Below are 14,496 nucleotides of genomic sequence, written 5' to 3' on the forward strand. Positions count from 1 at the left end.
TGGTACGGTTGCGTCCGACGCGCGCAGCGCAGCGAAGTCCGGTGAGAACCCGGCGCTGTCCCGCAACTGTGGTTCCCCTCCCCCGGGGACGAGCCAGGTCGCCTGCGTTGTGCGCCGACGCCATCAACCCTCGTGGAAAAGGGTGATCCGTCTTATCACGCGGGTCTCTCGATTTCCCGGCTTTCCCCCCTTGGAGGACCCTCGTGAGGCCCCTGCGTACGGCCGTCGCGGGTGTGGTGCTGGGTGTGCTCGGACTGGCCGGCTGCGGCCAGAGCGACGGCACCGCCACGTCCGCGTCGCCCCCACCCCCCACAGCTTCGAACACCGCCGCTTCGAACACCGCCGCCTTCCCCGTCACCATTCAGGCGGGCAACGGCGCGGTGACCATCGGCAAGCGGCCCGAGCACATCGTGTCGCTGTCCCCGACGGCCACCGAGATCCTGTTCGCGATCGGCGCGGGCGCCCAGGTGAGCGCGGTGGACGACCAGTCGACCTATCCACCCGAGGCGCCGAAGACGTCACTGTCGGGCTTCAAGCCCAACGTCGAGGCGATCGCCGCCGCCAAGCCCGACCTCGTCGTGCTCGCCAACGACCTGGAGGGCGTGGTCTCCGGCCTGAAGAAGGTCGGTGTCCCGGTGCTGCTGGAGCCCGCCGCGACCAAGCTGGAGGACACCTACGACCAGATCAGGGACCTCGGCGCGGCCACCGGCAACACGGACAAGGCCGAGGAGGTGGCCGGCGGCGTCAAGCAGAAGATCGACGCGCTCGCCGCGGCGGCGCCCAAGGGCAAGAGCCTGACCTACTACCACGAGCTGGACACCACGCCATACGCCGCCACGTCGAGCACGTTCATCGGGCAGGTCTACGGCCTGTTCGGGCTGAAGAACATCGCCGACGAGGCACCCGACGCGGCGGGCGGCTATCCCAAGCTGTCGGCGGAGTTCGTGGCCAAGGCCGACCCCGACCTGATCTTCCTCGGCGACACCAAGTGCTGTGGCCAGAACGCCGCCGCGCTGGCCAAGCGGCCGGGCTGGTCCGGCCTGGCCGCCCTGAAGCAGGGCCGCGTGGTGGAGCTCGACGACGACGTCGCCTCCCGCTGGGGGCCGCGCGTCGCCGACCTCGCCCAGGTCGTCAGCGACGCCGTCCGGAAGGCGGCGGGCTGAGCCGGTGACGACGCGCACGCCCCCGGTGGCGGTGGGACCGGTGCCGTGGTGAGAGCGGTGCTCCGATGAGAGCGGTTCACCGGTGAGATCCGGTGCCGCGACAGGGCCGGATGGCGGGGTGACGGCGCCGGGCCGTCCGCGCCGGGCGCTCCTCGTCGTGTCCGTCGTGCTGCTGGTCAGCCTGGTCGCCGGGCTGGCGGTCGGCGCGGCGGTCATCTCGCCCCGCGCCATCGCGCTGGCCCTGCTCGACCGGCTACCGCTGGTGTCCCTGCACTCCGGCCTCCAGCCGAACGAGGAGGGGATCGTCTTCCAGCTCAGGGTGCCCCGGGTGCTGCTGGCCGCCGTCGTGGGCGGCCTGCTCGCCCTGGCGGGGGCGGGCTACCAGGGCGTCTTCCGCAACCCGCTGGCCGACCCGTACCTGCTCGGCGCGGCGGCCGGGGCCGGCCTCACGGTGACGCTCGTCGTGGTCTTCCTGGGCGGCGACGCGGGGGTGGCGGCCGTGCCGGTCGCCGCCTTCGCGGGGGCCGTCGGCGGGGTCGTCCTCGCGTACGCGCTGGGCCACACGGCGGGCCGGGGCGGCGGCACCGCGACGCTCGTGCTCGCCGGGGTCGCGGTCACCTCGTTCCTCACCGCCATCCAGACCTTCGTGCAGCAGCTCAAGGTCGACGAGCTGCAGCGCATCTACTCCTGGATACTCGGCGACGTCGGCGGCGGGTGGGAGCAGCTCCGCATGATCGCGCCGTACGCGGTGGTGTCGACGGTGGTCATGCTGCTGCACGGGCGGCTGCTCGACGTGCTGTCGGTCGGCGACGAGGAGGCGGTCAGCCTCGGCCTGCACGCGACGCGCGTGCGGTTCGCCGTGCTGCTGGCCGCCTCGCTCGCCACCGCGTCCGCGGTGGCCGTCAGCGGGCTGATCGCCTTCGTCGGGATCGTGGTGCCGCACGTCGTACGGCGGCTCGCCGGGTGGTCCTACCGCGTCGTGCTGCCGCTGTCGCTTCTCGGCGGGGCGGCGTTCCTCGTGCTGGCCGACACCATCGCGCGTACGGTGCTCGCCCCGGCCGAACTGCCCATCGGGGTGGTCACCGCGTTCGTCGGGGCGCCCTTCTTCGTCGCCGTCCTGCGGATGACCCGGCGGGTGGAGACGTGAGCGGCGACACCGCCGGCCCCGGCGTCCCGGCGGTGGAGGCACGCGGGCTGGGCGTCACGCTGGGCGGGCGGCCGGTGCTCGCGGACGTCACCCTGTCGGCCGCGCCGGGGCAGTGGCTGGCGGTCATCGGCCCCAACGGCGCGGGCAAGTCGACGCTCCTGCGGGCCGTCGCCGGGCTGATCCCGCGCCGGGGAGAGGTGCTGGTGAACGGCGCGGCCGTGGAGGGCCTGCGCCCGCGCCGGCGGGCCCGCCTGGTCGCCTACGCCCCGCAGAGCCCGGCGCTGCCGCCCGACATGACCGTGTACGACTACGCGTTGCTCGGCCGCACGCCGTACATCTCCTATCTCGGCAGCGAGAGCGCCCGGGACCGCGAGGTGACGCGGTCGGTGCTGGAGCGGCTCGACCTGGACGGCTTCGCGGCCCGGCCGCTCGGGCACCTGTCGGGCGGCGAGCGGCAGCGGGTGGTGCTCGCCCGCGCGCTGGTGCAGCAGGCGCCGGTGCTGCTGCTGGACGAGCCGACCACCGCCCTCGACCTGGGGCACCAGCAGCAGGTGCTCGAACTGGTCGACCGGCTGCGCCTGGCCGACCGTCTGACCGTCGTGACCACGCTGCACGACCTCAGCCTCGCGGGGCAGTACGCCGACGCGCTGGTGCTGCTCGCGGAGGGCCGCGCGGTCGCGGCGGGCCCGCCCGGGCGGGTGCTGGCCGAGCCGCTGCTGACCGAGCACTTCGGCGCCCGCGTCCGGGTGGAGCCCGGCGCCGACGGGCGTCCGCTCGTCCACCTGGTGCGCCCGCCGGTGCCCTCCCCGGTCTCCGCCGTGGAGGAGGGATGACCGGCCTGCCGCGCCCGTCGCTGACGCACCGGGCCGAGGACGGCGCGCGCCTCGGCACGCTGCTGTGGCGGTTCGGGCCGGGCTGGCGGATGATCTCCTCGGCGATGCTGGGCGGCGGGATCGGCCCCCGGGATTGGGTGCTGAACGCGCAGGTCGCGAGCGGCTACGCGCGGATGGACCCGGTGGAGCACATGGCCTCGCTCGGCCCCGAGGGTCCCGGCGTCGGCATGATGACGGCGGCGCCGGTCGAGCGGTTCCGCGTGGCCTCCGACGGGGGAGCGGAGGCCGTCGCCACGGTCGGCCTGGGCGTGCCCACCTGGGCGGCGGCACCCGAGGGCGCGCCCGATCACGGCCTGCCCACGGTCCCGGAGCCCGATCGGGGCCCCGCACGGGAGGCGGCGGCAGGCCGGGACGCTCCGGAGCGCGGGCCGGAGGCCGCGCGGGAGGCCCTCGGCGCGGGCGACGCGGGGGCGTGCGTGCCGCGCCCGGGGACGGTCAACATCCTGGTGGCGGTGCCCGTGGCGTTCTGCGACGCGGCGCTGGTCAACGCCGTCATGACGGTCACCGAGGCCAAGACCCAGGCGCTGCTGGAGGCGGGCTTCCCCTGCACCGGCACCGCGTCGGACGCGGTCTGCGTGGCCGTACGGCGGGAGGGCACGGCGGAGCCGTTCGGCGGCCCGCGCTCCGTCTGGGGCGCGCGGATCGCCCGGGCGGTCCACCGGGCCGTCCTCGACGGCGCGCGCGACTGGGGGGAACGCGCTACGGCCTGAAGGTCGCCGTCACTTGATCGCCGTCACTTGAAGGTCACGGTGTTCACCATGTGGTCCATCAGGCCGCGGTCGCACTTGCCGGACGGGCAGAAGAACGTGATCAGGACCGTGGTGCCGGTGTCGCCCTGCCGTACGAGGTAGGCGTAGAAGTCGAGTCGGCCGCCCTGCTGAGGGTCGCTCAGCACGCCCTCGATGAGGAACGCCGGCTTGGCCCCGACGGTCGTGGGGGACGGGACGCCGGTGTAGGCGGCCGTGCCGGGGAAGGCCGTCTGCAGGCTGTCCTGGAGCTCCATCGGTGAGTCGGAGGTGCTCAGGGTATTGCTGACCTGCGCGAACACGCCTCTCGCGCGGTCCGGCTGGCCGGTGATGATCGGGTCCACCTTCGACCAGTCGGTGTTGCCCGGCACCGCGAACAACGCGTCGAACTCGTCGACGGCGGGGGAGGCGATCATCCACTGGTCGGCGTTGGTCCTGGCCTCGCCCCAGGTCGATGGGTAGGCCATGGTGAACGGCGCGGCGGTGCTGCCCGGGTAGGTGTTCCACGTCGCGGCGGTGTCCCCGCCCCGGGTGAGCAGCAGGGTGGCGGCGACGGCGATGGCCGTCAGGACCGCCAGGCCGCCGATCAGCGGTCCGAGCGGGATCCTGCGCCGGGCCGCCGGCGCCGTCCCCGCCGCGACCGTGGCCTGCGTGCGGGACGACCCCGGCGGATACGAGCCCTGATGCGCGCCCTGACCTGGGCCCTGATGCGAGCCCGCGGAGTATGAGCCCGGAGGATACGACCCCTGATGCGAACCGGGGTGAGATCCAGGGTGAGATCCCGCGTGTGATCCGGCATGTGATCCGGCCGGGCCGCCGGAGTACGAGCCCGGGTGCGTGCCGGGATACGAGCCGTGCTGGGCGCCGGGGTACGAGGCCTGCTGCCCGGCGGATGGCCGGGAGACCGGCGGCACCGACGACTGCGGCACCGGCGACGGCGGGACTGACGACGGCGGGACGGAGGACGACGCCGGGGGATAGGACCCTGCCGGATGGGACCCTGCCGGATGAGACTGGGCGGGATAGGACTGGGCCGGATGGGACCCGCCGGGATAGGAGACCGGCGGGTAGGAGGAGCCCGCTTCGGCCGGGCCGACCGCCCCGCCGCTGATCGCGTCACGCAGGGCCGACACGAACGCCAGGCAGGTCGCGTACCGGTCCTCGGGCGCCTTGGCGAGCGCCCGCGTCAGCACGGCGTTCACGGCGTGCGGCAGGTCCGGCCGGTACGGCGTGAGCGGCGGCGGATCATGCGAGACGTGGGCGTAGAGCAGGGCGAGCTCGGTGTCCCGCTGGAACGGCGGCTGCCCGGCGAGCGCCTCGTAGACGACGCAGGCGAAGGCGTACAGGTCGCTGCGCCCGTCGACCTGCAGGCCGCGGATCTGCTCGGGAGCGACGTAGCGCGGGGTGCCCATGAAGTGGCCGTGGCTGGTCAGCCCGGCCTCGGCCGACGAGCTCTTGGTCAGCCCGAAGTCGGTGAGATAGACGTGCTCGGACCGGGTGACCAGGATGTTGGCCGGCTTCACGTCCCGGTGCACCAGGCCGTGGGAGTGCGCGGCGTCCAGCGCGGAGGCGATCTGCGCGAACAGCGGATTGGCCCGCCCGACCGGCAGCGGCCCCTCCGACTGCACCAGCTTGCGCATGTCGCTGCCCTCGACGTACCGCATCGCGATGAACAGCAGCTCGTCGCGCTCGCCGGCCTCGTACACGGGGATGATGTTGGGGTGGTCGATGCTCGCCACCAGCCGCGACTCCCGTACGAACCGGTCGCGGAAGCGGTCGTCCTGCGCGAGCTGCGGCGCGAGCACCTTCAGCGCCACGGCCCGCCCGAGCCGCTGGTCGCGCGCCCGGTAGACCGTGGCCATCCCCCCGCGCCCGACGATCGCCTCGATCGTGTAGTCGCCGAGTCGCCGCCCGATGAGCGGAGGCATCACCGGCCCCTCCGTCATGCGGATTCCCCCCTGAACGTTCTTCGGATCACTGATCGACCGGGTTCCCGCAGAAGCCGCAGAAACGATGTCCCTGGCCCAGTCGCATGCCGCACTGCGTGCAGAACTTCAGCTGCGCCTGCCCCCGTGGCGGCGAGAGGTCCGGCGGGTACGACCGCCCCTGCGGCGGTGACGGGTCCGGGGGGTGGGAGTGCCCACCGGGCGGGGACGGGTCCACCGGCGGCGGGGCGGGCGGTCCGCTCGTGGGCGGCGGCTGCATCACCTCGGGCGACCGGGCGGCCTCGGCTCCGAAGACCCGGGTGACCGCGTACGGCGGCCAGGAGGGCCCGGCGTCCCCGGTCCCGCCCGCCGGCCCGTCACCGTGCTGGGCACCGGGCTGGACGCCAGGGTGGCTGACGGGATAGGCGTCCTGGTAGGCCTCGTGGTGGGCGCTGTTGGCGTGGGCGAGGTCCTGGGGCTCGGGAGCGGCGCGGCCCGCGGCGTTCCTGCGGCGCAGCAGCACGACGCCCGCGATGAGCAGGACCAGGACCACCACGCCGCCCGCCGCCCAGACCAGCGGTGACACGGACGACTTGGGCTGATCCGCCGACACGGGCCGGGCAGACGGCTTGGCGCCCGAGTCCTCCGCCGTGCCCGCCTTGGCCTTCGCGACCCGCAGGTGGTCGGCCGCGACGGCGTGGTCGGGCCGGAGCTTGAGCACCTGCTCCAGCACCGGCGCCGCGTTCGAGTAGAGCTTGTTGTGGTAGGAGGCGAGCGCGTTCTCGAAGACCACGTCGACCGGGCCGCGGCGGGGGGTGATCCCGACACCGACGAGCGCGGTGCGGATCTCGTCGGCGGGCGTGATGGTCAGCGGGACGTCGCCGCCTCCGGCGAGCAGCCCCACGACCTCGCTCCTGCCGTCGTCGATGAGGGCGGCGCCGGGCGCGCCCTCGGCGAGGAGCCCGGCGAGCTTGTCGCGCTCGTCGTCCTTGAAGGTCCGGCTGCCCGGCGGGTCGAGGTGCGCGGTGTCGAGCTTGGGCGGCAGCTTGGCCGACGGCCTGCCGGTCAGCGTCATCACGTCGAGCGACGCGATGGTGCCGGCGATCGCGGTGCCCAGCGGCGCCGTGGGCAGAGACTGCTTCTCGCCGCCCTTGGTGACCTTGAGCACGGCCGGGGCGGCCGGGGAGGCGCCGGTCGTCAGGATCTGCGCGGGCAGTCCTCCGGTCGGCGGGTCGAGGTAGGGGTAGACGGTGACGTTGGTGGTGACCGTCGCGATGCAGGTCGAGTCGCTCTTCTGCGGGGGATAGCACCCCTGGAGCCGCCGGTCGAGGTCGGGGTCGTCGAGCGAGTGCCGCTTGAAGTCCGCCGGCACCTTCACCTTGAAGTATTCGGCGAACACCCGGTTGGCGGCGTAGACCCGGGGGTCCTGGGCGGACTGCACGACCTGGGTGGCGGTCACGATCACCCCGTCGGGCGTGATGGTGAAGCCGCTCCCTCCGTCGAGGTCCACGTCGTACTTCCGGGCGATCTGCTTGATCACGCCGCGGTCGTCCAGCAGCGTGATGGACACGGTTGAGGACGACTCGACGCGTACGGCACCCGGGGTGACGCGGTCGGTGGAGCCGCTCGGGTGTGGGTGGAGCATGGGCGCCGCGAGCACGGCGAACGCGCCCAGCCCCGCGACAAGGGAGTGCAGGCGGGGCATTCTGCGTCTCCTCGGCCTTCTCGGATCGGTTTTAAGCGTCTCAGTGCGGACGGTGCTCGACAAGGTGAGCACCGTGACCGACATCCACTTGATACAGGCCAATGATCAAGGCGGTCACTTGACAACCGCTTGCAGGCCGATTGCGCGGCGGATTCGGCTGATGCGCGTTAATCCGGATAAGAGTTACGCTGCGCGTCATGCGCGCTTCCCCCTCCGCTCGGTCCCCCGTGTCAACCTGCTGATCGGCGTGGCCATCATGGCGCTGGGCACCCTCGAGGCGTTCACGGTCGCCGAGAGCTACGGCGCGGCCGAGACCCGGAGCTGTGGGCGAGGCCGCCGACGGCGCCGAGGCCGTCGCCCTGGCGGGCCGGGTGCGGCCGGACATCGTGCTGATGGACATCTCGATGCCGCGCATGGACGGGCTCGCCGCGGCCAGGGGGGTGCTCGACGCGCCCCATCCGCCCAAGGTCATCATCAAGATCCTCGGTGGAAACCCCCGTCTTCAGGGGAAGCAGAGCCCGGGTAGGCGGTTCACCGTCAGGCGAACCGCCGTGTCGAACAACTGCGCGATGCTCGACTGAGCGTGCATGATGTGAGGCGTGGCGCAGATCGTGAAGCGGGCCTACAGGTACCGCTTCTATCCCACCCCGAGCAGGCGTCCGAGCTTGCCCGGACGTTCGGGTGCGTGCGCCTGGTCTACAACAAGGCGCTGGAGGAACGAAGCCGCGCCTACGCCTTGGAGGGCCGCCGGGTCTCCTATGGAGAGTTCTCGGCCTTGCTGACGGCGTGGAAGCGCGAGGAGGGACTGGCGTTCCTCAACGGGGTGTCCAGTGTGCCGTTGCAGCAGGCGTTGCGGCACCTGCAGGCCGCGTTCGCGAACTTCTTCGCCAAGCGGGCCGGGTACCCCACCTTCAAGGCGCGGAAGAAGTCGCGGGCGTCGGCCGAATACACCCGCTCGGCGTTCCGCTACCGCGATGGCCGGCTCACGCTGGCGAAGATGGACGCCCCGCTGGACATCGTGTGGTCGCGGCCACTCCCGCAAGGAGCGGAGCCGTCCACGGTGACCGTGAGCAGGGACGCGGCCGGACGGTGGTTCGTGTCCCTCCTGGTAGAAGAGACGATCCACCCCCTCGCCCCCGCAGGGGACGTGGTCGGGGTGGATGTGGGGATCACCAGCCTGGTGGCCCTGTCCCGCCCGATCCCCGGGGTGACCGACGAGGACGGAAAGGTCGCCAACCCCCGGCATGAGCGGGCCGATCGCAGGCGCCTGGCCAAGGCCCAGCGCTCGCTGGCCCGCAAAGCCGAGGGCAGCGCGAACCGTGCCAAGGCCCGGCTGAAGGTCGCCCGCGCCCACGCCCGGATCGCCGACCGGCGCCGGGACTTCCTGCACAAGCTGTCGACTCGGCTCGTCCGCGAGAACCAAGTGGTCGTGATCGAGGACCTGACCGTCCGCGCCATGGTCAAGAACCATTCGCTGGCCCGCGTTATCTCCGACGCATCCTGGCGGGAGCTGCGGTCGATGCTGGCGTACAAAGCCGGGTGGTATGGGCGGGAACTGGTCGTGATCGACCGGTGGTTCCCCTGCGCACTCAGGCGGTCGTGTTCGCGTACGAGTCGGGCGTGGTGACGCCGGGGTCGGCGCTCGGGTAGTACGACGCCCATCTGGCGTCACCCATCCGCAACACCGCGGCTCCGACGGCCGAGCGCCGGAAGCCGGTCGAGTCCGAGAGCTTGAACATTTTCCCTCCGTGGGTCTGACTCCTACGGCCGGTGACGGTAGGCGACCGGAACGCGGAGGCTCGTCCGCCGCACGGATGACGCGTCCTCATCCGCTGGGGCTACTTATCGCCACCAGGGTAGGTATGTGTATATTTTCCGGAAGACGGCTCACACAACGGGAGATTTTCCATGAAGGCATTCCCGTCGGTCCTGTTCGACGAGGCGCACAGCGAGGCCTGGACCATCCGGCGGGAGGTCGCCGAGGCCATCAATCCCGCCCACCCCGACGACAACAGCTACGCGGAGGCCGCCGGGACGCTGCGGCGGCTCGGCCACACGGTCCGCGCGCACACCGAGGGCCCCCTCACCCCGGCCGTACTGGACGGGTGCGACGTCTTCGTGCTGGCGCACCCCTCCGACGCCCGCTGGGAGCGCACGACCGGCGCCGGCAGCCCGGTCTTCGCCGACGGGGAGATCGACGCCGTCGAGGCGTACGTCGCGGGCGGCGGCGGGCTGATCGTGCTGGCCGAGCACGAGCAGGACAAGTACGGCAGCAACCTCGCCGCCCTGCTCGCCCGCTTCGGGGTCACGGTCGAGCACGCGACCGTGCAGGACCCCGGCAACTGCCACAACACCGTGGCCACCTGGGTCCTCGGCGTCCCCTCCGCGCAGGCCGTGAGCGAGCCCGGCGGCGTGGCCCAGGACCTGCTCGCCGAGGTCAGGCGGGCCTGCTTCTACCGCGCCGGAACGCTCGGCGTCCCGGCCGGGGGGAGCGTGCTGTTCGCCGCCTCCGCGTCCGCCGACCCCGCGGGAGCCCCGCTCGCCGCCGCCGTACGCCACGGCAGGGGCCGGGTGGTCGTGCTGGCCGACTCCGACCTGTTCGGCGACGACTCGATCCGCGACTACGACCACGAGAAGCTGTGGGGCAACCTCGCGACCTGGGCCGCCAGGGTGCCCGAGGCGTCCGGCGCGGCGGCGCGCGACGCGCGGCACGAGGAGGTCGCGGCCGGTTTCGCCGCGCTCGCGGCCGCCGTCGAGCGGCTGCGCCCGCTGCAGGCCAAGGACGGCTCGGTCACCGGCGACCACGACGAGGCAGTGGCGTGCATCAGCGAGATCGTCGACGGCGTCGCGCGGCTCGCGCCGCACTTCCCGCACGACGGCGACTATCTCGACGCCGTCATGAAGGACTTCCGGGCGTGGGTGGCGGCGGGGCTGGGCGTGCCCGACTTCCTCGACTCGCTGAACGCCTTCCACCCCGACACCCAGCGGACCGACGGCCTGGAGCACCTGGTCGTCTTCCCGATGTACACCCAGAACGGCAACCCCAACCGGAACGTCGAGGCGGTCTGGATCCGGGTCGTGTGGCCGGAGTGGCTGGCCGCGCTGGAGCGGAACGGCTACGACAACCCGATGTTCGTGCCGATCGCGTTCGAGGGCTTCACCTCCGGCTACGACACCAACTCGGCCGTGCTGTTCCCCGAGACCGTCGCCGTGCGGCAGACGCCGCCGCGCTTCACCTGGGGCGGCATCTTCTGCGACCGCGAGGCGGCCCGGTTCCGCCGGGTCAGCGAGGCGGCCGCCGCCACGCTCAAGCTGGAACTGCCGCCGGACGCCGCCCGGCTGCTGGCCTCCCAGGACCTCGCCCAGGACACGTTCGTGCTCTGGGACCTCGTCCACGACCGCACGCACAGCCACGGCGACCTGCCGTTCGACCCGTTCATGATCAAGCAGCGCATGCCGTACTGGCTCTACAGCCTGGAGGAGCTGCGCTGCGACCTCACGGCGTACGGCGAGGCCGTGAAGCTGGAGGCCGCGGGCGTGCCGCACGCGCGGTATGTGCAGTACGCCATCCTGTTCGACCGGCTGTTCCGGTTCCCGATCACCGGGGAGCGGGTGCGCAACTACGACGGGCTCGGCGGCCAGCTGCTGTTCGCCTACCTGCACCGGCAGGGCGTCGTCCGGTGGACCGACAACCGGCTCTCGATCGACTGGTCGCGGGTCGCGGACGGCGTCGCCGACCTGCGCGGCGAGGTGGAGAAGCTCTACCGGGACGGCATCGACCGGTCCAAGCGCGCCCACTGGCTGGCCGCGCACCGGCTCGTGTCGGCGTACGTCGAGCCCGACCCGGCCTCGGTGTGGCAGCGGGGCGCCGAGGCGCTGCCCGCCGAGCAGAAGGCCGCGGTCGACGCCGTGTTGCCCGACGAGTTCCCCCTGAGCATGTTCTACGAGGCGCTGCGCCGTAAGCTCACCGACGTGGTGGAGTCGACCCGGGGCATCCGGGCGTGAGCGCGGACGGCGTGGGTGAGATCGGGAGGCACGTGAGATGAGCAGGGTGATCGTGGTCACCGGGGCGGGCGGCCCGGCCGGACGCGCCGTCGTCGGGCGGCTCACCGCCCGGGGCGACACCGTCGTCGCCGTCGACAAGACCGGCGCCGATGGAGCCCTGGCCGTCGACCTGCTCGACCGGGACGCCGTACGCGGCCTGGCCGAACGGGTGCGGGCCGAGCACGGCCGGGCGGACGGCGTCGTCCACCTGGTCGGCGGCTGGCGCGGGTCGAAGACCTTCGCCGAGACCTCGCTCGACGACTGGGACCTGCTGCACGACCTGCTGATCAGGACCCTGCAGAACGTGTCGCTGGAGTTCGAGCCGCTGCTGCGGGCGAGCGACGACGGCCGCTTCGTGATCGTGTCGGCGCGGGCGGCGGGGAAGCCGACGAAGGGCGGCGCGGCCTACGCCGCCGCCAAGGCCGCCGCCGAGGCGTGGACGCTGTCGCTCGCCGACGCGTTCACCGGCACCTCCGCCGCGGCCGTGGTCCTCGTCGTCACCGCGCTGGTACACGACGAGATGAGGGCGGCGAACCCGGATAAGCCGTACCGTACCTTCACCGACGTGCAGGATCTGGCGGCGGCGGTCGCGGGCCTGTGGGATCAGGGCGCGGCGGAGGTCAACGGCCGGCGCGTCGACCTCACGCCCGATCCGGCCGCCTGATCCGCCGCTGTTCCGCTTTCGCTGAGCTGTTGTGGGGAGAGATTTCGTGACAACCGATGCCGTGCGGCGGCACGACCCGGCGAGCCGCACCTTCGCGAGCGACAACTACGCGGGGGTGCACCCGGAGATCCTGGAGGCGATCGCCCTCGCCAACGAGGGACACCAGGTCTCCTACGGCGACGACGTCTACACCGAGGCGCTGCAGGGGGTCTTCCGCCGCCACTTCGGCGAGCAGGCCGAGGCGTTCCCGGTCTTCAACGGCACGGCGGCCAACGTGGTGTCGCTGCGGTCGATGTGCGCGCACTGGGAGGCGGTGATCTGCCCGGAGACCGCCCACGTCAACAGCGACGAGGGCGGCGCCCCGGAGGTCGTCGGCGGGTTCAAGCTGCTGACCGTGCCCACCCCGGACGGCAAGCTGACGCCCGATCTCCTCGACCGGCAGGCGTGGGGCTTCGGCGACGTGCACCGGGCCCAGCCCCGGACCGTGACGATCTCCAACGCGACCGAGGTGGGCACCGTCTACACGCCCGCCGAGATCAGGGCGCTGTGCGACCACGCCCACGAGCTCGGCCTGGTCGTCCACCTCGACGGCTCGCGGCTCACCAACGCCGCCGCCGCCCTGGACGTGCCGCTGCGCGCCCTGACCACGGACGCGGGCGTCGACGTGCTGTCGTTCGGCGGCACCAAGATCGGGCTGATGCTGGGCGAGGCCGTCGTCGTGCTCAACCCGTCGGCGGCCCGGGGTCTGCCGTACCTGCGGAAGACGGGCATGCAGCTCGCCTCCAAGATGCGTTTCGTGTCGGTGCAGTTCGAGGCGCTGCTCGCGGGCGACCTGTGGCTGCGCAACGCGCGGCAGGCCAACGCGATGGCCCGGCGGCTCGCCGCGGCCGTACGGGACCTGCCCGGCGTGACCGTGCCGCGTCCGGTCGAGGCCAACGGCGTCTTCGCGGTCCTGCCCGCCGACGTGGCCGACCGGCTGCGCAAGCGGTTCCGGTTCTACAACTGGGACGAGCGGATCGGCGGCGGGAAGATCGAGGCGCGGTGGATGTGCGCCTTCGACACCACCGAGGCCGACGTGGACGCCTTCGCCGCCGCGCTCGCCGAGGAACTGCGCGCCTGAGTGAGGTGCAGACCGGGCGCCCGGCGAAGCCGCTCCTCGGTAGCCTCGGAGTTCCTCCCTGAGCTCGACGAGGAGCCGGCGAACGCATGACGACACGCACCGCCCTTTACACCAAGGTCGGCTACCAGCCGACCGAACGATATGTCGACGGCCGTGATCCCGCCATCAACAGGGCATTCGTCAAGGAACTCAGCCGGGCGCCAAGCGAGGAGACGGCGGACTGAGAGCCCACTCTCCCAGCAGCGCGCTCGGAGAGCCGTGCGCGATCCTGGGGCGTTCCCCGTCACCGCGGATGCGCAATGCCGTCCATGACCGCCGAAGTGAGCTACGGGCCTGGACCGTGGGCGGCGCCGGGAGTTAGGGCGCGGGCAGGGGCTGGGCGCCGCGGGCGGCCAGGAACTCCTTCATCGTGCGGATCTCGGCGTTCTGACTGTCCACGATGTGCTGGGCGAAGGCCCGCACCTCGTCCCGGGACGACAGCCGCAGCAGGCCCTCGGCCATCTCCACCCCGCCCTGGTGATGCCGGATCATGAGCTGGAGGAAGAGGATCTCGGCGTCCCTGCCGGTGGCCGCGCCGAGCTTGTCCATCTCGGCAGGGGTGGCCATGCCGGGCATGGTCCCGCCGGGTGCCGTCGTGGTGGCGGCCCCGCCGCCGTGCCCGTGCCCGGACATCCAGGCCATCGGGGGGCGGCTCGAACTCTGGTCCAGCCCCCACTGCTGCAGCCAGCCCATGAAAATTCCACGCTGTGTGCTCTGCGTCGTGATGATGTCGTACGCCAGGGCGCGCAGCGCCTGGTCGGAGGTCTTGTCGCGGAGGACGAAGGACATCTCGACCGCCTGGGCGTGGTGGACCCCCATGTCCCGCGCGAACCCCGCCTCGGGGGAGGAGTCCGAGGGCGTTCCCTGCCTGATGAAGAACAGCACGAGCACCGCCGCCGCGAGCAGTACGGCGATCAGCCCGAGAAGGGGGAAGGCGCGCCGGGGCGGGGAGGCGGTCTCCACCGGGGCGTCGAGGTCAGTGCTCATCACCCACACGTTACCGCTGGCAAACAAGATCTACCCGAAGTGGTAGGTATAACCACTATTCTC

General features: G+C 72.5%; 13 protein-coding genes, 1 pseudogene and 1 riboswitch. Of the genes and pseudogenes, 10 read left to right on the plus strand and 4 right to left on the minus strand.

The window, feature by feature from the left end; genetic code table 11:
- The first annotated feature begins 6 nt into the window (after positions 1 to 6).
- A riboswitch (adenosylcobalamin (AdoCbl) riboswitch) is annotated at positions 7 to 151 on the plus strand.
- 52 nt (positions 152 to 203) lie between these two features.
- The 4 genes from OG344_RS20380 to OG344_RS20395 all read left to right on the plus strand — a co-directional run bounded on the left by OG344_RS20380 (position 204) and on the right by OG344_RS20395 (position 3,913).
- A complete protein-coding gene (locus OG344_RS20380) occupies positions 204 to 1,163 on the plus strand; it encodes an ABC transporter substrate-binding protein (protein ID WP_405084440.1) in 960 nt (319 codons plus the stop codon).
- 118 nt (positions 1,164 to 1,281) lie between these two features.
- The gene (locus OG344_RS20385) at positions 1,282 to 2,310 is read left to right on the plus strand and encodes a FecCD family ABC transporter permease (protein ID WP_405084441.1); all 1,029 of its coding nucleotides are present in this window, start codon (positions 1,282 to 1,284) and stop codon (positions 2,308 to 2,310) included.
- Positions 2,307 to 3,143 carry an ABC transporter ATP-binding protein gene (locus OG344_RS20390; RefSeq protein WP_405084442.1) on the plus strand — a complete coding sequence of 279 codons (837 nt, stop codon included), beginning with the start codon at positions 2,307 to 2,309 and terminating at the stop codon, positions 3,141 to 3,143. Before OG344_RS20385 ends, OG344_RS20390 begins: the two co-directional genes overlap by 4 nt.
- Complete coding sequence (locus OG344_RS20395; RefSeq protein WP_405084443.1) at positions 3,140 to 3,913, plus strand: adenosylcobinamide amidohydrolase; 774 nt, start codon at positions 3,140 to 3,142, stop codon at positions 3,911 to 3,913. The genes OG344_RS20390 and OG344_RS20395 overlap by 4 nt, the downstream gene beginning before the upstream one ends.
- Before the next feature lie 23 nt (positions 3,914 to 3,936).
- Here the strand turns inward: OG344_RS20395 and OG344_RS20400 are convergent, their stop codons facing one another.
- Together OG344_RS20400 and OG344_RS20405 are read right to left on the minus strand one after the other, a co-directional pair.
- Positions 3,937 to 5,895, minus strand: coding sequence for a protein kinase domain-containing protein (locus OG344_RS20400; RefSeq protein WP_405084444.1), 1,959 nt, complete (start codon positions 5,893 to 5,895; stop codon positions 3,937 to 3,939).
- Between the two features lie 28 nt (positions 5,896 to 5,923).
- A complete protein-coding gene (locus OG344_RS20405; protein WP_405084445.1) occupies positions 5,924 to 7,579 on the minus strand; it encodes a zinc ribbon domain-containing protein in 1,656 nt (551 codons plus the stop codon).
- A gap of 323 nt (positions 7,580 to 7,902) precedes the next feature.
- Between OG344_RS20405 and OG344_RS20410 the strand changes: the two genes are divergently transcribed.
- Positions 7,903 to 8,160, plus strand: a complete 258-nt coding sequence (locus tag OG344_RS20410; RefSeq protein WP_405084446.1) for a response regulator — start codon at positions 7,903 to 7,905, stop codon at positions 8,158 to 8,160.
- Between the two features lie 18 nt (positions 8,161 to 8,178).
- A pseudogene (locus OG344_RS20415) lies at positions 8,179 to 9,165 on the plus strand (RNA-guided endonuclease InsQ/TnpB family protein); the annotation flags it as partial.
- Positions 9,166 to 9,168: 3 nt separating this feature from the next.
- Here the strand turns inward: OG344_RS20415 and OG344_RS20420 are convergent.
- Positions 9,169 to 9,318 carry a hypothetical protein gene (locus tag OG344_RS20420; RefSeq protein WP_405084447.1) on the minus strand — a complete coding sequence of 50 codons (150 nt, stop codon included), beginning with the start codon at positions 9,316 to 9,318 and terminating at the stop codon, positions 9,169 to 9,171.
- A 169-nt stretch (positions 9,319 to 9,487) separates the two neighbouring features.
- On the opposite strand from OG344_RS20420, the gene OG344_RS20425 reads away from it, so the two are divergent.
- From OG344_RS20425 to OG344_RS20440, 4 genes are all read left to right on the plus strand, one after another.
- The gene (locus OG344_RS20425) at positions 9,488 to 11,584 is read left to right on the plus strand and encodes a DUF6421 family protein (RefSeq protein WP_405084448.1); all 2,097 of its coding nucleotides are present in this window, start codon (positions 9,488 to 9,490) and stop codon (positions 11,582 to 11,584) included.
- Between the two features lie 37 nt (positions 11,585 to 11,621).
- Positions 11,622 to 12,287 (plus strand): SDR family NAD(P)-dependent oxidoreductase, encoded by a 666-nt coding sequence (locus OG344_RS20430; RefSeq protein WP_405084449.1) that lies wholly within the window; start codon positions 11,622 to 11,624, stop codon positions 12,285 to 12,287.
- A 46-nt stretch (positions 12,288 to 12,333) separates the two neighbouring features.
- Positions 12,334 to 13,407: a threonine aldolase family protein gene (locus tag OG344_RS20435; RefSeq protein ID WP_405084450.1), complete on the plus strand. Its 1,074-nt coding sequence runs from the start codon at positions 12,334 to 12,336 to the stop codon at positions 13,405 to 13,407.
- Positions 13,408 to 13,493: 86 nt separating this feature from the next.
- Positions 13,494 to 13,631, plus strand: a complete 138-nt coding sequence (locus OG344_RS20440) for a hypothetical protein (RefSeq protein ID WP_405084451.1) — start codon at positions 13,494 to 13,496, stop codon at positions 13,629 to 13,631.
- A 133-nt stretch (positions 13,632 to 13,764) separates the two neighbouring features.
- Here OG344_RS20440 and OG344_RS20445 read toward each other — a convergent pair whose 3' ends face one another.
- On the minus strand, positions 13,765 to 14,433 hold the full coding sequence (locus tag OG344_RS20445) for a DUF305 domain-containing protein (RefSeq protein ID WP_327044914.1): 669 nt from the start codon (positions 14,431 to 14,433) through the stop codon (positions 13,765 to 13,767).
- Positions 14,434 to 14,496: the final 63 nt, after the last annotated feature.

The sequence above is a fragment of the Microbispora sp. NBC_01389 genome (assembly GCF_045040095.1).
Lineage (GTDB): Bacteria > Actinomycetota > Actinomycetes > Streptosporangiales > Streptosporangiaceae > Microbispora.